The sequence below is a fragment of the Rhodococcus sp. IEGM 1241 genome (assembly GCF_033142365.1).
GTDB lineage: Bacteria > Actinomycetota > Actinomycetes > Mycobacteriales > Mycobacteriaceae > Rhodococcus_F > Rhodococcus_F erythropolis.
Genome location: NZ_JAWLSE010000001.1, coordinates 1,391,821 through 1,413,671 on the forward strand (window position 1 = coordinate 1,391,821; position 21,851 = coordinate 1,413,671).

Sequence of the window (21,851 nt, forward strand, 5' to 3'; positions counted from 1 at the left end):
TTCCACGTCGGCCGCCCGCAAGAATGGGACGACACAGACACGAACAGGCCGGCGCGAAGGATGGGCAGTGGACCCCGAAGAAACATCAGCGGGTCACGAGTCCAACCTCCCGGCTCCGCGGCCGGCGCGCAGCGTCCTGTTCGGATTGCCACCGGTGGGAAACCGGTACCCCGGAGCAGTTCGCGTCGCCCTCGCCCTGGCGATTCCGGCGGCCATCGCCACACTGCTCGGATTCGGGTCTGCGTCGCTCCTGGTCGGCCTCGGCGCATTTGCATCGATCTACGGTGAGGGTCGTCCGTACCGGAGCAGGTGGAAGGCAGTCGGTATCGCCGCGACGGCGCTGACGATCCTGTCCTTCATCGGGGCATCAGTGGGTGAGCCCGTCCACCGAGCCATCGCCGAGGGAGCGCCGACGGTGCTGCTCGTCTTTGTCGTGCTGATCATGGCCGTCGTGGTGTCGACCTGCGCCTTCACCGTCGACGCGCTTCGATTGGGTCCACCGGGCGCGTTCTTTCTGTTGCTCACCACCGAGATCAGCTCCGTGATCGCCACTCCCGGCCAGCCGCCGGTCGAGGTCGCGATGTGGACGGCAATCGGTGGGATCAACGCGGTGGTCGTCTCGATGACGGGAATCCTGTGGGCACCGAGAGCTGTCGAACGCAGCGCTGTACAGGCAGCCGTCTCGGCAGTTGCGGAGTACACGGACGCTCAGGCGGCGTACGCCCCACCCGAACTCACGCGAGACAAACGCCACGCTGCAGCACTTCGGCTGCACGACGCGTGGCAGTGCCTTTACCGCGGCGCAATCGTCGGGAAAGACCACCCGTTGACCCGTGAACTCGAACGAGCGCAGATCTCGATGGCCAGAGCGATCTCCGACGACCACGATCCGGAGCTCAGGGCGGACCCCGCGTTCGACGTCGACGAGGTCGGGGCCCACCCGCCTCTGCCCGATCCGACGATCCGATATCGGTTCCTCCGCGCCTGCAATCCGTCCAGCCGAGCGTCGGTCACGGCACTTCGGCTGTCCATTGCCTGCATGGCCGCGGGAACCCTCACCGTCCTGCTCGGCATCGATCGCCCGGACTGGGCGGTGATCGCCGCGGCGATGGTCCTTCATCAAGGACCGGATCGAATACTGGGCACCTATCGCGGAATTCACCGCATCGGCGGAACCGTCCTCGGGTTGATTCTGTTGGGTGCCATCTACGCCTGGAGTCCGACCGGTCTGTGGTTGGTGGCGGTACTTGCAGTCCTGATGGCCGGGATCGAGCTGTTCCTGGTGCGGAATTACGGGATAGCCGTCATCTTCATCACCGCCCTCGCGATTCTCCTCGGCGCGGCCGGTGGTGCGCACGGGACCGTCCAACATCTGATCCTCAGCCGCATGCTCGAGACGGCAATCGGCGTCGTCGTGGCGTTGGTGGTCCTGTGGACGGTGGGGCGCGGTGCGCATCGACGCACTCTGATCTGGGTCGACGAACGGGCGGGTAGTGTCCTGTTCAAGCTACTGACCGAAATTCGCGCGAGGCACTATGCACCACAGGTGAATTGGTCGGAGCTTTCGGAGCTTCGACGGGACCTGGACTTCGAACTACGAGGTAGCGCGATGGCCGGGATCGACGCCGCCCACAACGAACCCGAGTGGGCGTCGCAGCAGTGGAGGACGCACACCGAATTGCATCATCTGGGATCGGATGTACTGCACCGACTGTGGTTCGGAACGCAGGTGTCCAGATCACACCTCGAGGAATGGGAGTCTCGTTACTTGCGTTCGGGTTCGATGTGATCGAGCATCGGCACAGCGCTGAACTTGGCTGGATTCGCAATATCGTAGGCTGCGCACACAACTCCGTCGCGGACAGTGAAGCCGGCAACGCGAGCGGCGAACTGCGGGTACTGGTCGTCCCCTGGTGAGCCGGCGAATACACCGCCGAGCCGTCCGTTGACGAGAACCGGTGACATCGAGAACACCGCTGCCGGTCCGTACTTGCGGGCCAATCCCAGGTAGAACCGCGCCACACGATCGCTGCCGCGCACAATGTTGACAGCCGTGCGGGTAGTTCCGCCTGCGTCACCGATCAGGACGGCATCGGGATCGAGTGCATCGATCACGGCGTTCAGATCTCCACTCGCGATAGCCGTCACCAATCGCTCGACGGCGGCAGCATGCTCCTCGCTACTGACCGGGACCGGCGCCGACGCTGCGGCTTTACGGGCCCGCGAGGCCAACTGACGGGCAGTGGCTACTTCGATGTCGAGGATGCGCGCAACCTCGGCGAAGGGCACGTCGAAGCCGTCATGCAGGACGAAGGCAACGCGCTGAGCGGGAGTAAGGGTGTCCAGGACGACGAGGGCCGCAAAACGATTCTGTTCCTGCGTCACGACGTACTCCAGCGGATCGGGTGTCGCTGAGGGTGTGCCCGCGGTGGCGTCGACGGGCGTGACGATCGGCTCCGGAAGCCACTGTCCGACATAGCTTTCTCTTCTGACTGCGGCCGATTTGAGATGATCGAGGCAGATCCGACCGACAACAGTGGTGAGCCATCCGCGCAGCTCCCGGATCTCGAGGTCGCTTCCTTGTCTCGATTGTGCGACTTGCAAGCGTATCCATGCCTCCTGCACCGCATCCTGAGCGTCGCTGAAACTTCCGGTGAGACGGTAGGCCACCGACGTCAGGTGGCCACGGTGTTGCTCGAAGTCCTGCGCAGTCGTCGGCGAAAGCATGCCCTCATGATACGGACCTCACACATTAAATCCGGCATGAATGTAACCGTTGACCCAGGTAGTGGGTGCCGACGTATGGTTTCGGCACTGCTAACGGCTCGATTCTGTCTTCACATTCATTGGAGTCTCACGTGTTTCGGTCTTTCCCGCTCATGTCGCTCAACTGTTGTCGTTGAACTGACATTCCCCACACCTGCCTGTGCCGAGCGCCGCACACGGCGCTCCGGACAGGTGTAGCCGAGAACTGAACCAATCATCTTCTACAGGAAGCAACTTCATGATTCGCCCTCGTTTCGCGCGCTCGGTAGCCGCGGCCGTCGCCTTTGTCACTCTGTCCAGCCTTGCCGTTGCCTGCTCGGGCTCCTCCGACGAAGTCGTCAAGACCGCCGACGGCAAGACCGTCCTGCGGTACGAGGGCAGCACCGGACAGGTCATCTACCCCGAACTGGCCGCTGACCTCGGCTACTTCAACGACGTGGAGCTCAACTGGATCGGCGATACGACCAGCGGCCCTCAGAGCATTCAGAACGCAGCGACCGGTCAAACCGAGTTCGGCGGAGCGTTCAACGGTGCGGTGGTGAAGTTGGCTTCTGCGGGTTCGCCGATCACCTCGGTCATCGGGTACTACGGCTCCGACAAGGAGAGCTTCAACGGGTACTACGTACTCGACGACAGTCCGATCAAGTCGGCGAAGGACTTGATCGGCAAGAAGGTCGGGATGAACACCCTCGGTGCGCACCACGAGTTCGTCGTCCGTGAATGGCTTGCGCGGCAGGGACTTACGCCTGACGAGATCAAGCAGGTTGAATTGATCGTCGTTCCGCCGGTCAACACGGAACAGGCGCTGCGGCAGGGACAGATCGATGTCGCCACCCTCGGCTCGGTCTTCCGTGACTCAGCGCTCGAACGCGGTGGTCTTCGCGAGCTGTTCACCGACGAATCGCTGTTCGGCTCGTTCACCTACGGCACGTTGGTGTTCCGTGACGACTACATCGCGCAGAACAAGGAGGCGGTCGCCGATTTCGTACAGGGAACCGCGAGGGCCATCCGCTGGACGCAGACGCACCCACGAGAAGAAGTGATCGCGAAGCTGACGTCGATCATCAACAGCCGCGGACGCAACGAGGACACCAAGCTCATCAGCTACTGGAAGAGCCCAGGAGTCGCCGGTCCCGGCGGAACGATCACCGATACCGAGATCAGCACGTGGATCGACTGGCTCACCCGTAACGGTGAACTCGAAGAAGGAAAGTTGAAGCCGTCGGACATCTACACCAACGAATTCAACCCGTACGCCAACGGAACGTATTCACCCGACAGCGGCGCTGACGGACAGGCACTGGAGGCAGCAAAATGAGCACAGAACCGAAACTACGGCTCGAGCACGTCACCAAACAGTTCGACATTCGTGGGACCGACGAAGTTTTCACCGCGGTCGAGGACATCAACATCGACGTGGCGCCGGGGGAGTTCCTGGTCCTCGTCGGGCCGAGTGGTTGCGGCAAGTCGACTCTGCTGGACCTCCTCGGAGGACTCAGTTCACCCACGTCCGGTCGAATCCTTCTGGACGGCAAGCAGATCACGGGCCCAGGCTTGGATCGGGGAATCGTCTTCCAGCAATACGCGCTACTTCCATGGCGAACTGCACGTCACAATATCGAGTTCGGACTCGAGGCGAAGGGCGTGAAGAAGAGCGAGCGACGCGAACTCGCCGAGCATTACCTCGAACTGGTCGGTCTGCAAGGTTTCGCGGATCGCTATCCGCACGAGTTGTCCGGTGGAATGAAGCAGCGAGTCGCGATCGCCCGCAGCTTGGCCTTCGATCCCGAAGTGTTGCTGATGGACGAACCATTTGCTGCGCTGGACGCACAGACGCGAGAGTCGCTGCAGGACGAGCTTCTGCGCATCTGGAAGGCCACCGGCAAGACCATCCTGTTCATCACCCACGGAATCGACGAGGCCATCTACCTCGGGCAACGTGTCGCAGTACTGACTTCGCGCCCGGGGCGCGTCAAGACGATCGTCGACATCGACATCGACCGGTCCGGCGACGACGTGCGATCAGGTGAGGAGTTCCGTGTGTTCCGGCACCGGATCTGGACGCTGCTGCACGGTGAAGTCGAGCGCGCTCGGGCCGGCGAACTCGATCCTGCCAAGGAGGTTGCACATGTCTAGCGCATTGGCGACGCCGGAGGTGGTCGTCGACCCGAAACCGTTGCCCGACAAAACACCTGACATTGCGCAGCGGAGCCAGGCCGGCGGCAAGGCGGCGCGCTACATTGGTTCCACCGCCTGGCGGATTGCCAAGCCGTCGATTGCGATCGCGATCTTCCTCGGGATCTGGGAAGCGGCACCTCGGCTCGGGCTGGTGGACAAGGTCTTCCTCCCGCCCTTCACCGAAGTTGTGTCCGCATTCTTCACTCTCGCCGAGAACGGACAATTGCAAGAGCATGTTTCGGCCAGTCTGACGCGTGCGCTGACCGGATTCTTCGTGGCCATTGCGATCGCGATTCCGTTGGGAATCGCGATCGCCTGGTACCGCCCGGTCTCCGACTTCCTCAACCCGATTCTCGAATTGTTCCGCAACACAGCAGCCTTGGCTCTGCTTCCCGTCTTCGTGCTGATTCTCGGAATCGGTGAGGAATCGAAGATCGCCCTGGTGATCTACGCCTGCACCTTCCCGATTCTGCTCAACACGATCTCCGGTGTGCGAACAGTGGACCCCCTGCTGATCAAGTCCGCTGCCTCGCTGGGGTTCTCCTCGATTCGGCTGTTCCAGAAGGTGGTTCTGCCCGCCGCAGTTCCCACGATCTTCACGGGTATCCGCATGGCCGCCGCGTCGTCGATTCTCGTGCTGATCGCCGCCGAAATGGTCGGGGCCAAAGCCGGTCTCGGGTATCTGATCACCGCTTCCCAACTCAACTTCCAGATCCCGAACATGTATGCGGGCATCGTCGCGATCTCGTTGTTGGGTCTGACAATCAACGCGATTCTGGTCCTGATCGAACGTCGGCTCTCGCGCTGGCGCGTCACCACCTGACCACACTTTCACGGAAAGATTCTGCGAACTCATGTCCGAACGACAATTTCATCTGAACGCCTTCCTGATGGGCGTCGGCCATCATGAGGCGGCGTGGCGCCACCCTCGCACAAATGCGGCCAACCTTCTGGACGTCAAGCACTTCCAGGAACTGGGGAGAATCGCCGAGCGTGGAAGGTTGGACTCGGTGTTCTTCGCCGACGGTCTAGCAGTCGGCCCGCGGGTCAAATACAACACTCAGGCGATCTTCGAACCCGTCACCTTGCTGTCGGCGATCGCTGCGGCCACCGAGAAGGTGGGGTTGATTGCAACCGCGTCGACCAGTTACAGCGATCCGTACACTCTTGCAAGGAAGTTCGCTTCCCTCGATCACATCAGTGGCGGACGAGGCGGGTGGAACATCGTGACGTCGGCCGGCGCCGACGAGGCCGCGAACTTCGGCCTCGATGCGGTACCGACGCACAGCGGTCGTTACGAGCGCGCCGAGGAGTTTCTCGACGTGACGCTCGGACTCTGGGACAGCTGGGAAGAGGGGGCAGTTGTCCTGGACGAAGAGACCGGAATCTTCGCCGATCCTGATCGTGTCCATCGCATCGACCATGACGGTCAACGATTCACGGTGGCTGGCCCGCTCAATTCGCCGAGGTCTCCACAGGGACGTCCGCTGCTTGTACAGGCCGGTTCCTCCGAGAGCGGTAAGGATTTCGCGGCGAGGTATGCCGAAGCCGTGTTCACCGCTCAACGAACACTCGAGCAGGGGCAGGATTTCTACAACGATCTCAAAGCGCGGCTGATCAAGTACGGGCGTAGTCCCGACGAGATCAAGGTGCTGCCGGGCATCGTGCCCTTCATCGCGGATACGGAAGAAGAAGCGAAGGCTCTGGAGCAGTCATTCACGGACCTGATCTCTCCGGAGTATTCGCTGCGCCAGCTCTCGAACATGGTGGGTGTCGATCTCACCGAGCATTCTCTGGATGCCCCGCTGCCACCGTTGCCGGACATCGATCGCATCCAAGGGAACAAGAGTCGATACCAGCTCGTCAAAGATCTTGCAGAGAGCGAAAACCTCACCGTCCGTGAATTGATCGGCAAACTCGGCGGTGGCCGTGGGCATCGGACATTTGCCGGGACACCGGAGCAGGTCGCGGACGAGTTGACCGAATGGTTCGACAAGGGCGCCGCGGACGGCTTCAACATCATGCCGCCCTATCTGCCCGGAGGGCTCGAGGTGTTCGTCGACCGGGTCGTGCCGATTCTGCAGGCGCGTGGGCTCTTCCGAACCGAGTACACCGAATCGACCCTGCGGGGCCACTACGGCCTCGATCGTCCGGCGAACCGGTTCTCGCGGGCCGCTGACGCGGCAGAAGTGAGCGCGTGACGGAAACACTGCCCAAGGAACAGCCGGCGATTGCCGGACTCAAGCCACTGGTCACAACGGTTTTCGTGCCGGCGGCCATCTTCGGGATCGGTCAGGGTGCGGCTGCCCCCATCATGGCCGTCACCGCGCGCGACCTGGGCGCATCGGTCGCCGTCGCCGGCCTGATCGTTGCGCTCGGTGGCTTGGGTGCCGTACTCGGTGACCTCCCTGCCGGCCGGATAGTGTCGCGTTTCGGTGAGCGTAGATCGATCATCGGCGGAAGTTCTTTGGGTGCAACAGGAGTGGTGATCTGTCTGCTTGCGCAGACTCCGTGGATGCTCGGTATCGGCGCACTGTTGACCGGACTGGCGAATGCGGTGTGGGGCCTTGCGCGGCAGAGCTACCTCGCCGAGACCGTGCCACTCGGTCTTCGGGCCCGAGCAATGTCGTCGTTCGCCGCGATGTGGCGGTTGGGTTTCTTCCTGGGACCGCTCATCGGTGCCGGCGTGATTCTCCTGGTGGGAGCACGCGGAGGATTCCTCGTCCAGTTGGTGGGCGTCGTGCTCGCCGGGGCGCTGATGGCCCGCGTTCCCGACCCGCCACGAAAGGTGCAGGCGGGCAACAGCGATCACGGGCACGTCACCCTCCCGGAGATCCTTCGCCGTCATCGTGCCGCTCTGTCCACGCTCGGGACAGGCTCCCTTCTGATGGGCGCCGCCCGGGCTTCGCGTGAGGCCGTTCTTCCATTGTGGGCATTGCACCTCGGGTTGGATGCAGCCCAGGTGAGTGTGATCTTCGGTATCGGTGCGGCCGTGGACCTGCTGTGCTCGTATCCGGCCGGACACATCATGGACCGATACGGCCGCAGGTTGGTCGCGGTGCCTTCGCTGACGGTGATCGGTGTGTCGTACCTGATGTTGCCGTTTTCGACGGGCGCAGTGGGATTGACCGTGGTCGCTGTCGTGATGGGGATCGGCAACGGACTGGGCAACGGCGTGATCATGACTCTCGGTGCTGATATCGCCCCACCCGAAGAGCGCGCCGAGTTCCTCGCTGCATGGCGATTGACGCACGACACGGGCATGTTCGGTGGGCCGCTCGCGATCGGTCTTCTCGCCGCGGTGTTCCCGCTCGGGTGGGCATTTGCCGCACTGGGCGCGACTTCGTTCGCCGGCGCGGCGATGATGTTCCGCTTCATTCCGGTCTATTCTCCGCGGGTGTCACCCCGGTCGCGCGTCGGGAAACTGTAGGTAGGCTCGCTACATGCGATTCGGACTGTTCGTACCTCAAGGCTGGCGTCTGGACCTGGTCGGCATCGACCCCGCGAAGCAGTGGGAGGTGATGCGAGACTTCACGCTGCGCGCGGAGGCAGGGCCGTGGGAGTCGGTGTGGGTCTACGACCACTTTCACACCGTTCCCCAACCGACGGAAGAAGCGACTCACGAGGCGTGGACGTTGATGGCCGCACTCGGTGCGTCGACCTCGCGTATCCGACTGGGCCAGATGTGTACCGCCATGAGTTACCGAAACCCGGCGTACCTCGCCAAGGTCGCCGCGACCACCGACCTGATCACGGGTGGACGCGTCGAGATGGGCATCGGCGGCGGTTGGTACGAGCAGGAGTGGCGCGCGTACGGCTACGGTTTCCCCTCTGCCGGTGAGCGTCTGGGCCGCCTCGACGAAGGAATCCAGATCATGCAGCAGGCGTGGTCGACCGGCAGCTCGACGCTCGACGGCAAGTACTACCAGGTCGACGGAGCGCTGTGCCGTCCACTTCCGTTGCAAGAGGGCGGAATTCCCATCTGGGTTGCCGGTGGCGGCGAGAAGGTCACACTCAAGATCGCGGCCAAGTACGCGCAGTACACAAACTTCGACGGCACCCCGGCCGGCTTCGCGCACAAGTCCGAGATCCTGAAGAAGCACTGCGACACCGTCGGTACCGATTTCGATGCCATCGTCCGTTCGGCCAACTACAACGTGGCCATCGGCGCGACGGAAGCCGAGGTGGCTCAGCGGTTGGAGACACTGAAGGACAGACTGACGCCGTTGGTCGGCGAAGCTGCCGCCGATGCGTCGCTCGATGCGTTCCGCGGAATGCCCGCCGTTGGTACACCCGAGCAGATAATCGAGAACCTGTCGGCGCTCAAGGCACAGGGACTCGAGTACGCAATCTTCTACTTCCCCGAGGCCGCGTACGACACGTCGGGAATCGAGATGTTCGAGAAGGAAGTGCTGCCCGCGCTTGCGTAACCGTTAGGGCTAGCGCAGGGAGTCAGGAAGATCGGCCGGGTTGATCAGAACCCGGCGATCGGGGTGGGTGCGAACTTCTTCGGAGTCGGGGATCCGGCTCTGCAGGAAGTTCCACTCGCTCGCACTGACAGCTGCGATCGCGCGTGCCAGCACTGCCGAGTCCTTGGTTCCCCACTCGATCGGCATGGGGCTGACCATCTGCCACGTGTCAGCCTTGCTGCGGGTGGAACGATCCGAACGCAGTGCCACCGACGGAATGCGGTCGCCGACTCGCCACTTCGGATTGAGTCGAACATTGCGGCTGACGAGCGCGTACTTCGGTGCTCCGGCCGCCGGCTTCGCGATGTCGATCAGTGCCGTCAGGGTCGCCGCTCGAGGGTGAACCTCGGTGACGATCGCGGGAACCAGTGGGTTGTCCGCATACAGAGATTCGACGCTTCCCACCTTGCGAGGTGCCCACAAGGCGACCCACAGTGAACTGGCCGCACCGATGGCGAGGACCGCGCCGATGATGATGGACCACACCTCACCCATGCTGATCAGCCAGGCTCCGACCGCGGCGAGGACGATCGCGAAGATCACCGCAGAAATCTGCAGGCGGCGTACGTCGGCCAGTGTGTCGTTGACCGACTTGGCGTGGGCCTTGTCGACGGTGAACTGGAAGTCAGCCACGAAAAAATCCTTCGGGTGGTGCCGGACGATCTAGGACCGGCCCCCGATCTCCCGGGAGCCGTCCACCAGCGTAGCTAGTTTCGCGCGCGCTCCCACATTTGCAGGTAAGCCTCGGCGCCACGGCTCATGTCCTCGATGATCGTGTCACCGTCGGCGCCCGCAGCAATACGCATGTCCGCGATCCAGTCGGGAATCATCCCGTACTGGGCAACACCGTCGGTGTTCACGTCGAAAACCCTGGTGCCGGCGCGCTGCTGGTCCATGACGGTGCCGTCGAAGGCGGTGTACGGATATTGGAGCGGATTTTCGGCGGCGTCACCGCGCGGTGCGGCTTGCGGCCCGAAGCCGTTGGTGTCTGCGCCGTAGCCGAAACCGAAGTAGTAGTTCTCGCTTCGCATTGCCCGTGCGTCGCGCCACTGGTCGATGAACCCACGCTCCTCGGGCTTGTCGTCCGATGCGTCCAGTTGCCCGGCGTACAGGGCGACAAATCCGCCGAGCGCGTAGATCCGCTTGTAGAGGCTCGGGTCGCTCCAGCTGTGACTGGAAACAACACCGGAATAGTTCGCTGCTTCGAGAATGTCGAGGGCTGCTTCGGCGGTCTTGACGCTCATGTGATCGATGTCCACGATCATCCCTCGGTCCATCAAACCTCGGATCGTGTATGCGCCGAGGTCGGTCAGGCCGTGCGAATTGCATTGCGGACCAGAGGGGTACACCGGAAGCGTCACTCCGGGTGGGAGTACCGCGAGAAGATTCTGTGCGCCGTCGACCTTGGTGGGCAGCACATTGTCCTCGGCAACGCCGGTGCATGGTTCCGACTGCCAGAACTCCCCGGTGCCCAGGTAGTTGCCGATATTGACGGCCACTCCGGTGACGCCGCCGTCGAAACGGGCACCGCCGAGGGCGTTGTCGAACTTGTGCGTGACGATCATCTGCCGAACACCGAGGTCGTACAACTCGTCCAGGCCGCGGTCGATGTCGTCCTCGGTGCACTGCGGAATACCGTTGCGCACAGAGCAACCGAAGGGTTCGGACACCTCCACCCCGAGGGTGACGGCCAGCTTTCCGTCGGCGGCCACCTGCCTGGCCTGTTCAGGGGAGCTCACGATGCGGAACCAACCCCGGCCGGGACCGCCGTACTGGGCGTCGATGTAGTCCTGGAGTTCGCGTGTCTGCTGCGCCTGGATCCGGACGGTCTCCATCTCGTCACAGGGATTTCGCTTGCTCGGATACAGCTCACACAGCACACGGTTGGCGACAAAGAGATTGGTGAAGATTCGCAGACCACCACGCCAGGCGCGCTCGACCCACTTGTAGTACGTCTGCTCGTGCGTCAGTGAATCGTGCGCCGGCCAGTCGGCGAAACTCGGCCAGCCGGTGGTGTCGTGAGTTTCGAAGGGATTGCCGTACGACAGAACGTTTTCGAGGAGCGCCGGTATCCCGTCGGGTCGATGGTCCGGGCAGTCGACGAGCGCTGCGGTGACGCCCTGAGGGTCGAAAGGTCGGCCGCAGTGCAGGTTTCCGCCCATGAACTCGGAAGCGTTCATGTGCACGTGTGTGTCGATGAATCCGGTGACTTCACCGTTCGGTCCGATTTCTGCTGGAACGCCGTTTGCGCCCACCTCCGCTTCGGGGAAGTCGGCGCAGCCACCGCGCGGGATCAGCGTGAACGCAGATTCGGGAACGTCACCGGGATCGGACATCGTGAGCATCAAATCTCGCGAGATCAGTTGACGGCCGTTCGAGGTCGCGGTCAGAACGAACGATTCACCGGTGGACATCACGGTCCAGTCGGTGGAGGGAGTTGCTTCGGAAGTGGCGAGTACCGAGTCCGCGCCGTCGTGCGAGAGCATCGACCCGTCCGGGCCGTACAGCATGAAACGACCCAACTGGGCCGCATGTAGCCGGAACGGTTCGGCGTCTGCGGCTTTCGTTACGTTGGTGAGGTACGCCGACCCGTCACGACGGACGAAATCACCAGACTCGGTGCGCAGCGCGAAGCAACCGTTCGCAAGTGCGTACACCGAGTTCTGCGCGGTAGGAGCAGGGCTCGGTGCCGCGGCGCTGACGCCTGTCGTGGCGACGACGACGGCGGCAGTCAGCAGCGAGATGGTTCCGGCGAGCCGACCCCGTAGACGTGGAACTGAGCGCATGGTGCTGGTGACCCCCGGCCGATGGACACGACTGTGACAGGGGACACTCTACAGATAACTGGACGTATGTCCATTTGATTCTGCAACGTGTTGCAGAAATGCTCAGCCGATTGCAGGTCCGAGCAGGTCATCGGCGTCGGTGATCCGGTAAGCGTAGCCCTGTTCGGCGAGGAATCGCTGACGATGTGCCGCATATTCCGCATCGAGAGTGTCGCGGGAAACCACCGAATAGAAGTGGGCCTGACCGCCGTCGTGCTTGGGCCGCAACAGTCGCCCGAGTCGCTGAGCTTCTTCCTGCCTCGATCCGAAGGTTCCCGAAACCTGCACGGCGACAGACGCCTCCGGAAGGTCGATCGAGAAGTTCGCGACCTTACTCACCACCAGCGTCTGGATCTCACCGTTGCGGAACTGATCGAACAGGATCTCACGTTCCTTGTTCTTGGTGGATCCCTTGATCACCGGGGCGTTCAGGGCTTCGCCGAGTTCGTCGAGCTGATCGAGATACGCACCGATCACCAAGGTCGGTGAATCCGGGTGCTTGGCCAGAATCGACTTCACGACAGCAATTTTGGTGTGCGCCGTCGAGCACAGTTTGTAGCGCTCCTCCGGTTCGGCGACGGCATAGGACATGCGCTCGGCGTCCGTCATCGTCACTCGCACCTCGACGCAGTCTGCCGGCGCGATCCAGCCCTGCGCTTCGATGTCCTTCCACGGAGCGTCGTAGCGCTTGGGGCCGATGAGCGAGAAGACGTCGCCTTCGCGGCCGTCCTCACGAACCAGCGTTGCGGTCAGGCCGAGACGGCGGCGCGACTGCAGGTCTGCCGTCATCCGGAAGACGGGCGCGGGCAGCAAGTGGACCTCGTCGTAGATCACCAGTCCCCAGTCGCGGGAGTCGAAAAGTTCGAGGTGCTTGTACTCGCCCTTCGTACGACGCGTGATCACCTGGTAGGTGGCGATCGTGACCGGCCGAATCTCCTTGCGCTCGCCGGAGTACTCGCCGATTTCTTCCTCGGTCAACGACGTGCGGGCGATGAGCTCACGCTTCCACTGACGACCGGCGACGGTATTGGTGACGAGGATGAGTGTGGTGGCTTTGGCCTTTGCCATGGCTGCTGCGCCCACCATCGTCTTGCCGGCGCCACACGGCAGCACGACGACGCCCGAGCCGCCGGCCCAGAACGAATCCGCTGCCATCTGCTGGTAGTCGCGCAGTTCCCAGTGGCCCTCTTCGAAAGCGAGATCGATCGGGTGCGCTTCGCCGTCCACATAGCCGGCGAGGTCCTCGGCCGGCCAGCCCACCTTGAGCAACATCTGCTTGAGGCGGCCGCGTTCGCTCGGGTGGACGATCACGGTGTCGTCGTCGACCTTCTCACCGAGCATCGGTGAGATCTTCTTGTGTCGCATCACCTCGGTGAGGACTGCCCGGTCGAGGCTGACCAGGATGAGGCCGTGCACCGGGCTCTTGACCAGCTGCAAGCGTCCGTACCTGGCCATCGTGTCGACGATGTCGACCAGCAGCGGTTGCGGAACTGCGAATCGTGAGAACGAAACCAGAGCGTCGACAACCTGCTCGGCGTCGTGTCCGGCGGCGCGGGCATTCCACAAGGCCAGGGGAGTGATGCGATACGTGTGGACGTGCTCGGGGGCGCGTTCGAGTTCCGCGAAGGGGGCGATTGCCTGCCTGGCATCGCCGGCGCGCTCGTGGTCGACCTCCAACAGCAGCGTCTTGTCGGATTGGACGATCAACGGTCCGTCGGTCACGGAAGCCTCCTAGTGAAACAAACGCAGCAGCCACAGAGCGTTGCACCGCGTTGTCGGCTGACGCCAACCCTGCCATTGTCCTGGTATCGGAGCGCATACGCCAACAGGCGACGCTCGCACAGCCAGAAGTAGAGGTGCCCGAGTTCGGGCACCCCTACGTCAACAGAGCAGGACCAACCGCTATTCCGGACGACCTGCAGCGGGCAGGACGAGGATCTTCACGTGCTCGTCGGGTGCGCGAAGAGCCGCAAAAGCGTCCGAAACTCCGTCGAGCCCGACACGGCCGGTAATGATCGCTTCGGCGTCGATCTCGCCGGCGGCCAACCGAGCAAGGGTGATGTCGTACGCGTTCTCGTAGGGGCCATGACCGAAGTTGATCGAGATCCTTCGGAACTGCCCGATGACGGGAACGATGGTCTCGTCGCCGAACGGCGCAGCCAGGACCTGAATCCGCGAGTTGAACGGCAGGGTGCGCATCAGTTCGCCGATGACCCCCGCCCGGCCGCTGCATTCGTAGGCGATCAGGATGCCGTTCGCGGCCTGGCCCACGAGCGGGTTGCCTTCGGCGACCATCTGATTCCACAGTTCGATCGGATCCTGTTCGAAGGGGTCGACGACGATGTCCGCGCCCATCTTCTTGGCGAGCTCGCGGCGTTTGGGGGAGGGTTCGGACGCGATGACGATCTGTGCCCCTCTCGCTTTCGCAGCGACGATGGCACCCAGTCCGATCGTCCCGCAACCGACGACGAGCGCTGAATCGGCCGAGGTGAGGCCGGACTGTTGGAGATGCATCTCGCCGACGTGTAGAGGTTCGGCCAGTGTGGCGTGCTCGAGTGACAGATGGTCGGGAACCTTGCGGACCCAGAATGCGTCGACAACGATGTGATCGCCGAACGCGCCGTGGTATTCGTTCGAGTAACCGATGATCGTCGGGATTCCGGTAGCCGTGTCGGTGGCCAAGCCGATGCCGGACACCCGATCACCGATCATGAAATCGTCTACTGCAGAACCGGTCTCGGAGACGATACCCGCGTACTCGTGGCCCAGCACCACGGGTGCGTCTGGATCGAAGGTGGCGAGCGGGTAGCCACCGTTGTGTGCGACCTCGACGAATCGGCACGGGTCCTTCGACATGCTCAGGTCGCTGCCGCAGATTCCGCAGGCGACGACGTCGATGCGGATCTGATGGGGTGCCAACGGCGGCGCGTCGGCCATCTCGGCGACGGCGAATTCTCCCTGTTGGAATCGGACGGCCCTCATGCGCGCACGGCTCCCGTCTCGGCCGGTTGGCCGTAGTAGTCGGTATGGGCTTTGGTGATCGCTCCGACCAGCCCGCCGATCAGGTATTCGCGGTTGTCCTCGGCGAACTGCATGCTCGCCTGACGTCCGACATTCCGCTTCCGGAAGTGCGGGACCACCTCGGAGGCGAACAATTCGTAGCTGCGTTTGGTGTCCTCCCAGCTCGCCATGTCCACGTGAAGGATCAGGAACGTGCCGAACCCTCCTGTCTTCTCGATCAGACGCTCGATCTGAGCAATCGCATCTTCGGGCGTACCGATGATCGCCTGACCGAACTCGCCGAGCGTGTCGTTGCGCCACTGGTCGATGATTCCGGCAGGTGTATCTGCCCAGGCCGGGTTCTGGCCGGTCTGTCGATTCACGTAGGAGGCCATCGATCCGATCCGTCGGCTCACGGCGCGCTCGGCCTCGGCTCGGGTCTCGGCGATGAACATCGGATTGACCACACGCCACGTCGCCCGGTCGGCGTGGTGACCGTGCTCGGCCGAGACCTTCTCGTACACATCCCAGTTGCGATCCAGTGCGTCGAATCCGCTGGGTGAACTCGCCGCGAGTGAGAGCAGGGAGAGCCCGTTCTTGCCGGCGAGCACCGAACCGTTGGGGGAAATCGTCGACGCTGTCACGGTCTCGATGCCGTCCGCACGGTATGTGGGCAGCTGTGCGCGTGCGTCACGCAACGTGAACCAGTCGGTTTCCATGTTGACGACCTCGCCGCGGAGCAACGCGAGAATGGCCTCGAGCGCTTCGCCCTGGCGACGACGCTGGTCCGACGGGTTGATGCCCATCATGTGTGCATCGAGGGGGATCTTGCCCGGGCCGGTGCCGAAGATGAGCCGTCCGCGGGTCTGCAGATCGAGCTGAGTGATGCGGTCGGCCGTGATCAGCGGGTGGTGATAGGGCAGGGACGTCACGCCTGTGCCGAACTGGATGCGCTCGGTTCGCTCTGCGGCGGCCGCGATGAACATGTCCGGGGCAGGCACGATCTCGGCGCCGGTCGAATGATGCTCACCCATCCACGCTTCTTCGAATCCGAGGTGGTCCAGGTGTGTCATGAGGTCGATATCGCGTCTGAGTTGCAGGGCGGGATCGGCGTCGAGCGGATGGTACGGGGCGAGGAAGGCTCCGAAGCGGATGGACGATGCGGACCACACGATGACATCTCCTGTCGACAGGGGAGTGATTTGGATCACTCGCTCTGATGGAGATGTCTAACATGGATCAACTGATCCAATAAGTTGAGCCTCCCGCACAGTGGGAGGTTTGTAATCACTTGTAGCTCAACGCTATCTGGCGCAGTCATGTCGTCTAAGGTTGTTTCAAGTCGATCAACTGAACCAGGCATTTTGAGAAGGAGCGTTGAAGAGGTCATGCGACTGGACGTCACAATCACCCCCACCTCCTCGACCGTCGAACTGAACGGGGTCGACGATTTCACCAGTCTCTCGGTCGTCGTAGGCGGCGACGATCAATCCGAGACTCTGAGTCGGGCATTGGAACCGTGGGGGGAACTCGAGGACGATCATGTCTGGCTCGACATTGCTCACCTGGAACAAGCCGTCGCGGCCCAGGTCGGAAACGCGCAGTGGAGGCAGAAGTTCTCCGCGATGGTGGACTACGCACGCGCCCACGGCTGGGTCGATCGCGACAACAGGGTGCGAGCACACCGTGAATCACTCTGACTCCGCGGTCAGCGCTTCGGAGAAGTTCGGCGAGCCCGTGCGAAGCTCGTTCGTATGACCGACTCCCGGCAGAACCGTCAAGGCGACGTGACACGTCTGCGTTTGCTCAAAACTGCTGAACGGCTTTTCGCGACAGAGGGATTGGATGCAGTTTCGCTGCGCGCGGTCAACGCGGCGGCCGGTCTCGGACCGTCGTCCGTCCACTACCATTTCGGCACCAAGGAGGATCTGGTCGCCGCGGTGCTGTTGGACATGGGAACGTCGGTGCGAGATCAGATCAGCGCGAACGTGGACGCCCTAGCCGCCGACAAGGAGCCGCCGACGGTCGAAGCGTTGGTGCGGGCCGTCACGGCGCCATACAAGACACTGCTTCTTCGCCATCGCACGCGGGGAATGCGATGGATCAGAATCGTCACGCAGATTTCGCAGCCGCAGATGTCACGACCAGGCCATCCAGCCCTCGAGGCGACCGAGCTGCACCTTCGTGATCATCTTCTCGACCAGGTCCGTCGTACCTTTCCTGCTACCGATCCCGAAAGGCTCGAGACTCGCTGGGCGGTTGCCTTGATGGGCTTCCTCCAGGCGTTGAGCCGGGCGGACGATTGGAGCGGAAGCAGCAAGCCGCTCGCGCCGGAGCGACTTGCCGACTTCTACGAGGACCAGGTCGTCTTTCTGGTGGGTGGAGTGCGACAGTTATTGGGATGAGCGCCTAATTGATGCGCCTCCTATTTCTGCGCGACCACTGACTTCCGCATTTCCATTACATGAGTAATAGCTTCGGAAATTCCGGATCTATAACCGATATTCTTTTCGGAATCACCCGGAGTGGAATCAAGCTCCGATTCGAGTCTCGTTTGAATACGGTCCAGGGTGTGGATTGTTCTTTTCACGATGGTTGATTCTCTTTCTGCGGTAAATCCGAAAGAAGTATTCCGGATTGCCGAGCGTGTTCGTCGAGGACACACAGTGATGCAAGGGTCATGCCCGCTGCGTAGCCGCGCGAGCGTGCATCAGTTCCTCGACTACGTGACTTGAACAGGTTGAATGTTTCGTGCAGGTGCACGAGGGTGTCGGTGGAGGCAGGCATTGGTCAGCTTCGCAGTCAGCTCGTCTTCCTCTGGACTGTGCTGTCAGCTCCGCTTCCGCTTACGAATGAACTCGGAAGACTCCGTATTTTTCGCCCGCTTTTCCGCGCGGCGTTCCTTGATCGACTGAGCGGGTTTCTTCATGTTCTTTCCCGGCGCCTTGTCAGCCATTGTCGCTCCTCATTTTTCGAAGTGGCAATCACAAACTGACCTCGACCATACTTCATTTACAGAAAAAAGCCAGTTGCTTCTTTTCTGCTACTTTTTTCCGGAGTCGACGGGGCTGACGGAAGTAATGCGGTGCAACGTGAAACGGCGTACGGCACCACTTGCCGGGTCGAAGGCGTCCAGCTGTCCGCCGCCCACGCTGACGGGGTCGACGATGCGATGAGTCGCTACCCCCTGAGCGTCGACATAGCCGATGTTGACGCTCGAATTGTCCCGGGCCGCTGTGGCCAGTAATGCGATGGTGGCGGCATTGTTCTCCCTCGAACCGTCCGTCCGGACACCACCACGGCCCGGGGCGGACGCGCGGTCACCTGCTCGCATCGTCCGTACCAACGACGCCAATTGATCCGCCGACGGGCTTGCGGGCATTCGCGACGCCGGTCGGCTGCGACGGTTCGGTACCCGCGCCCCACGTGGGCGGAGATCGACCAACGTGCCCGAGGAGTCCTCACCTGCCGGCGCGAATCCGGCTGCGCGCAGCTCGGCCAGGACCTCGCGCAGTGGGGCCTGCGAAATCGCGACTGTGGGAGCCAAGGCGCGCAATGCCAGGGGCTCCGCCACCGCCGAAGCGAGGACCTCCGCCAGCAGTGACGCGTCCTCACACCGAATGAACGACGCTGCCACTCCGGCACGCAGTCGCCCGTGTCGACGGGCGACATCGTCGATCAGATACGAAAGTGATTGGGGAACAGGCGTCTTCGATTTCGAGGCGAACATCGCGTGCAGTTCGGTGGCCGTCAGACCGGCGTCGAGCGCACGACGCACGCTGTCCTCGCTGATGCGGTACATGGACGCCGATCCTGCCGACTCGATGTCCGCGACCAGGCTCACCTGCTCGAGCAGGTCCGGTACGAGCGGGCCGGGCGCAACCAGAGTCAGATCTGCCTGGACCAGGATGTAGTCGATGGGCTCGGGTAGGGCGGACTGCATTTCGGCTTCGGCGTCCCCGCCGTGCAGCAAAGCTCGTCCAGGTGACGACAACGCGCCGCGGGCCACCAGCCCGAGGGCGGCGGCCTCGTCCAGAGTCCGCTCGATTGCGAAAGTCCGTAGGCGCCCGCTCCATCGCGGGCGTCGCCACGCCAGTAGTCGACTTACCTCGACGGCCGATGCAGTCTGGCCACTGTCGAGTTCGGAGAGCAGCCCCAAAATGGCCTGGCGATCGCGCGGAGCCGCCGGGGCCCGGCCTTCCTCGGACAGTGCCGCGATGGGCTTGTCGGTGGAATCCCTCAGCCCGATCATCCACGGAACTCGCGGTACGTCGACCCAGGCGGACGCCAGCACCTCCCACCGACGCGCTGTGGACGCGTTGAGCCAGCCGTCGACGGCGAGTGTGGGCGTCCAGTATTCGTCCGCGTTGTCCGAGACCGGCGCCGGGTCGGGCGTTCCACTGGCGATGAGCCCGGCTGCCGAGAGCAATTCGACGAGCAGGCTCACTCGCGCTTCGTCGAGATCGGCCGTCTTGGCCACGCGTCGTAGTTCTCGAACACCGAGTCCACCGGCTCGCAGTGCTGGGGCCGGTGCTGCGCCCAGAACAGCGATCACGCTCTCGCATTGGCGTACCAACTCGAGTGCCTCGCCGGCCGCTGCGGCGTTCACGTCCGCGGGTTTGAGTTTGTCGCCCCCGATGACGGGTGCGGTCAGCGTCGTCGGATCGAAAACCGGCTCGCCGCGGATGACCTGACGAACCGTCGCCGGAAGCTCGACGGTCTGCTCGTCGAGCCACCGAAGCAGGCCGGCCGCCAGCAGTCGCTGAACCGGGCGCTCAGGCGGCGTTCCGGGGGCGGCGTCGCGGGTGCGACCGATCGGGCTGGAGTTGGCGAGAGTCTCGAGGAGATCCCGCTCGCGGGTGTCCAGAGCGTCGAGGGCTGCCGAGATCTCGGTCTCGGTCATCGCCTCGGCAGGTTCGAGGGCTCGCCCCACACGCCACGGAATCATCCCGATGACTGCCGGGACGACGCTGATGGGATCGACACCCCAGACGAGGGCGGACTCACGCATCTTCGACAGTGACTTGTCGACGGCCTTCTTGGTGACCTTGCCCTTGCCGGTCAGGGCGCGTTCGGCGATTGCACTGTTGAGCTCCGCCCGCGTCATCGGAGTTTCCTCGGCGCCGGCCAGTGCCAACAATTCGAGAAGACCGAAATCCAGGGTGTCGAGTTCGTCCGCCGCTCGGCTGACCGACGCGCGTTGCTGCGCCCGACCACTGAGAACCACCATCGTGCTTGGCGGCGGTACGGCCAGATCGGGGCGCAGACGCAGCAACTCCGTCAACTCGGCGTCACTGCGCGCCGAGAGCCAATCGGTCAGACTTTCGGCTGCGGAACTGCCCGCCGGGGTGCCACGTGTTTCGGTCATCAGGTATCAGATTAGAGACCTGGTCTGTACGGCGTAACGGCGTCCTGTCAAAATGACTTCGTGGCCAACAATTCGAAGCAACACTATGTAGATCCAGGATGGCCGGAAACTGCAGACGGAGATCACGCAGTGACCGAATTGTCATCGACCCGCGCAGGTGGACTTTCACCCTTCGGCGAGGACACCACCTTTCCGGTTCCGGTGGAGTCACTTCCTTACGTACACCCGCACACCGTCATCAACCGATAACAACTCGACACGAAGAAGGCCCGCACCGATTCGGTGCGGGCCTTCTTGATGTTCGAGCGTCCGAGCGGACAGTCTTACCGGTGTTACTTGAGGAACGTCTTCGCGGTGTCGGCGACTGCGAGGATCTGCGGGTCGACCGGGATGCCGTTGGCCTTGGCGAACGCGATTGCCTGATCGATGGCGTCAGCGACCGGGTGTGCAACGGTCTGAGCGACCTGCTGTGCCGGAGCCGGAGCTGCCTGAGGAGCCGTGGTGGCCGGAGCGGAACGCTCGGTGGCGCCGCTGCTCAGTCCGAGGCTGGAGGAGCAGGACGGCCATGCGCCCCAACCCTGGTTTGCGAGAACACGCTCGGCAACAACGATCTGCTGCTCGCGGGTGGCCTGGTTTGCGGTGGCTGCGTACTGTCCGCCGCCGTGTGCGTTCCACGTGCTGGGGGAGAACTGCAGTCCGCCCTGGTAACCGTTGCCGGTGTTGATGGCCCAGTTTCCGCCGGCCTCACACTGGGCGAGACGATCCCAGTCGGAGTCGGGGGCAGCGCTTGCGGTTCCGGTGGCTGCAATTCCTGCTACGCCCATGATGGCGCCGGTGACGGCGACCTTGGCGACAGTGCGACCGGTGGTGGTGGGCTTGCGATGGCGTCCGCTCATGATGGTCGAAATCCTCTCCACACGCGCCTGCGAGGTCAGCTGTCGGGTTCGGGCTGAGAGGTCGCCCGGCCTCGCCTTTCCTGGCTGGAAAGGGTCTGGCTTCACCCCAAGATTCGGTCTTGCGATCGAACCGGTGTCCACTGGAGAACTTTTCTGTTCTCACAGAGGACTTTGGGTCCCCCGTCCTCGTCCCTGGAATGCTCTGTCGGAAGTCCGGTACCCGCGGGACAAGGCTTGGCGCGGCGGGCCGGAGGTGGCCGAGTTTCCCGGCCGAAAACGACGGTAACGGCTCGAGTCTCTCGTGTCACCATTTGATAACGCGGCGTGGCGAAGGACGTACAACGCGTCA

At 63.0% G+C, this 21,851-nt stretch carries 19 protein-coding genes and 1 riboswitch; of the genes, 10 read left to right on the forward strand and 9 right to left on the reverse strand.

Features of this window, described 5'->3' with window-relative positions; all coding sequences use genetic code 11:
* Positions 1-67: 67 nt before the first annotated feature.
* Positions 68-1,789: an FUSC family protein gene (locus R4P70_RS06700; protein ID WP_317830573.1), complete on the forward strand. Its 1,722-nt coding sequence runs from the start codon at positions 68-70 to the stop codon at positions 1,787-1,789.
* Here R4P70_RS06700 and R4P70_RS06705 read toward each other — a convergent pair.
* The gene (locus R4P70_RS06705) at positions 1,765-2,727 is read right to left on the reverse strand and encodes a sigma-70 family RNA polymerase sigma factor (RefSeq protein WP_317830574.1); all 963 of its coding nucleotides are present in this window, start codon (positions 2,725-2,727) and stop codon (positions 1,765-1,767) included. The genes R4P70_RS06700 and R4P70_RS06705 overlap by 25 nt on opposite strands.
* 277 nt (positions 2,728-3,004) lie before the next feature.
* Between R4P70_RS06705 and R4P70_RS06710 the strand changes: the two genes are divergently transcribed.
* From R4P70_RS06710 to R4P70_RS06735, 6 genes are read left to right on the forward strand one after another with little or no spacing between them, the layout of a single operon-like run.
* Complete coding sequence (locus R4P70_RS06710) at positions 3,005-4,084, forward strand: ABC transporter substrate-binding protein (protein ID WP_019744955.1); 1,080 nt, start codon at positions 3,005-3,007, stop codon at positions 4,082-4,084.
* Positions 4,081-4,902, forward strand: coding sequence for an ABC transporter ATP-binding protein (locus tag R4P70_RS06715; RefSeq protein ID WP_003940477.1), 822 nt, complete (start codon positions 4,081-4,083; stop codon positions 4,900-4,902). Before R4P70_RS06710 ends, R4P70_RS06715 begins: the two co-directional genes overlap by 4 nt.
* A complete protein-coding gene (locus tag R4P70_RS06720; protein ID WP_042952728.1) occupies positions 4,895-5,767 on the forward strand; it encodes an ABC transporter permease in 873 nt (290 codons plus the stop codon). The genes R4P70_RS06715 and R4P70_RS06720 overlap by 8 nt, the downstream gene beginning before the upstream one ends.
* Before the next feature lie 31 nt (positions 5,768-5,798).
* Entirely contained in the window at positions 5,799-7,145 is a 1,347-nt protein-coding gene (locus R4P70_RS06725) for an LLM class flavin-dependent oxidoreductase (RefSeq protein ID WP_047889904.1), read from the forward strand.
* On the forward strand, positions 7,142-8,374 hold the full coding sequence (locus R4P70_RS06730) for an MFS transporter (protein WP_021332205.1): 1,233 nt from the start codon (positions 7,142-7,144) through the stop codon (positions 8,372-8,374). The genes R4P70_RS06725 and R4P70_RS06730 overlap by 4 nt, the downstream gene beginning before the upstream one ends.
* Before the next feature lie 13 nt (positions 8,375-8,387).
* Entirely contained in the window at positions 8,388-9,374 is a 987-nt protein-coding gene (locus R4P70_RS06735) for an LLM class F420-dependent oxidoreductase (protein ID WP_019744950.1), read from the forward strand.
* 9 nt (positions 9,375-9,383) lie between these two features.
* Here the strand turns inward: R4P70_RS06735 and R4P70_RS06740 are convergent, their stop codons facing one another.
* The 5 genes from R4P70_RS06740 to R4P70_RS06760 form a co-directional block, all read right to left on the reverse strand.
* Positions 9,384-10,046: a DUF3239 domain-containing protein gene (locus tag R4P70_RS06740; RefSeq protein WP_020970500.1), complete on the reverse strand. Its 663-nt coding sequence runs from the start codon at positions 10,044-10,046 to the stop codon at positions 9,384-9,386.
* 74 nt (positions 10,047-10,120) lie between these two features.
* Positions 10,121-12,199 (reverse strand): peptidase, encoded by a 2,079-nt coding sequence (locus R4P70_RS06745; RefSeq protein WP_317830575.1) that lies wholly within the window; start codon positions 12,197-12,199, stop codon positions 10,121-10,123.
* 102 nt (positions 12,200-12,301) lie between these two features.
* The gene (locus R4P70_RS06750; protein ID WP_019744947.1) at positions 12,302-13,960 is read right to left on the reverse strand and encodes a DNA repair helicase XPB; all 1,659 of its coding nucleotides are present in this window, start codon (positions 13,958-13,960) and stop codon (positions 12,302-12,304) included.
* Between the two features lie 180 nt (positions 13,961-14,140).
* Positions 14,141-15,220, reverse strand: a complete 1,080-nt coding sequence (locus tag R4P70_RS06755; protein WP_317830576.1) for an alcohol dehydrogenase catalytic domain-containing protein — start codon at positions 15,218-15,220, stop codon at positions 14,141-14,143.
* Entirely contained in the window at positions 15,217-16,410 is a 1,194-nt protein-coding gene (locus R4P70_RS06760) for an LLM class flavin-dependent oxidoreductase (protein ID WP_020908805.1), read from the reverse strand. Before R4P70_RS06760 ends, R4P70_RS06755 begins: the two co-directional genes overlap by 4 nt.
* A gap of 216 nt (positions 16,411-16,626) precedes the next feature.
* Here R4P70_RS06760 and R4P70_RS06765 point away from each other — a divergent pair, with 216 nt between their 5' ends.
* Positions 16,627-16,938: a hypothetical protein gene (locus R4P70_RS06765; protein ID WP_097387007.1), complete on the forward strand. Its 312-nt coding sequence runs from the start codon at positions 16,627-16,629 to the stop codon at positions 16,936-16,938.
* 54 nt (positions 16,939-16,992) lie between these two features.
* Positions 16,993-17,643 (forward strand): TetR/AcrR family transcriptional regulator, encoded by a 651-nt coding sequence (locus tag R4P70_RS06770; protein ID WP_092763021.1) that lies wholly within the window; start codon positions 16,993-16,995, stop codon positions 17,641-17,643.
* A gap of 425 nt (positions 17,644-18,068) precedes the next feature.
* Here the strand turns inward: R4P70_RS06770 and R4P70_RS06775 are convergent, their stop codons facing one another.
* Both R4P70_RS06775 and R4P70_RS06780 read right to left on the reverse strand, forming a co-directional pair.
* Positions 18,069-18,194, reverse strand: a complete 126-nt coding sequence (locus R4P70_RS06775; protein WP_256063234.1) for a hypothetical protein — start codon at positions 18,192-18,194, stop codon at positions 18,069-18,071.
* Positions 18,195-18,281: 87 nt separating this feature from the next.
* The gene (locus R4P70_RS06780; RefSeq protein WP_020908802.1) at positions 18,282-20,606 is read right to left on the reverse strand and encodes a helicase-associated domain-containing protein; all 2,325 of its coding nucleotides are present in this window, start codon (positions 20,604-20,606) and stop codon (positions 18,282-18,284) included.
* A 60-nt stretch (positions 20,607-20,666) separates the two neighbouring features.
* On the opposite strand from R4P70_RS06780, the gene R4P70_RS06785 reads away from it, so the two are divergent.
* Positions 20,667-20,855: a hypothetical protein gene (locus tag R4P70_RS06785; protein ID WP_019744939.1), complete on the forward strand. Its 189-nt coding sequence runs from the start codon at positions 20,667-20,669 to the stop codon at positions 20,853-20,855.
* An 83-nt stretch (positions 20,856-20,938) separates the two neighbouring features.
* Here the strand turns inward: R4P70_RS06785 and R4P70_RS06790 are convergent, their stop codons facing one another.
* Positions 20,939-21,502 carry a transglycosylase family protein gene (locus tag R4P70_RS06790; protein ID WP_019744938.1) on the reverse strand — a complete coding sequence of 188 codons (564 nt, stop codon included), beginning with the start codon at positions 21,500-21,502 and terminating at the stop codon, positions 20,939-20,941.
* An 8-nt stretch (positions 21,503-21,510) separates the two neighbouring features.
* Positions 21,511-21,731: riboswitch (cyclic di-AMP (ydaO/yuaA leader) on the reverse strand.
* Between the last annotated feature and the right edge of the window lie 120 nt (positions 21,732-21,851).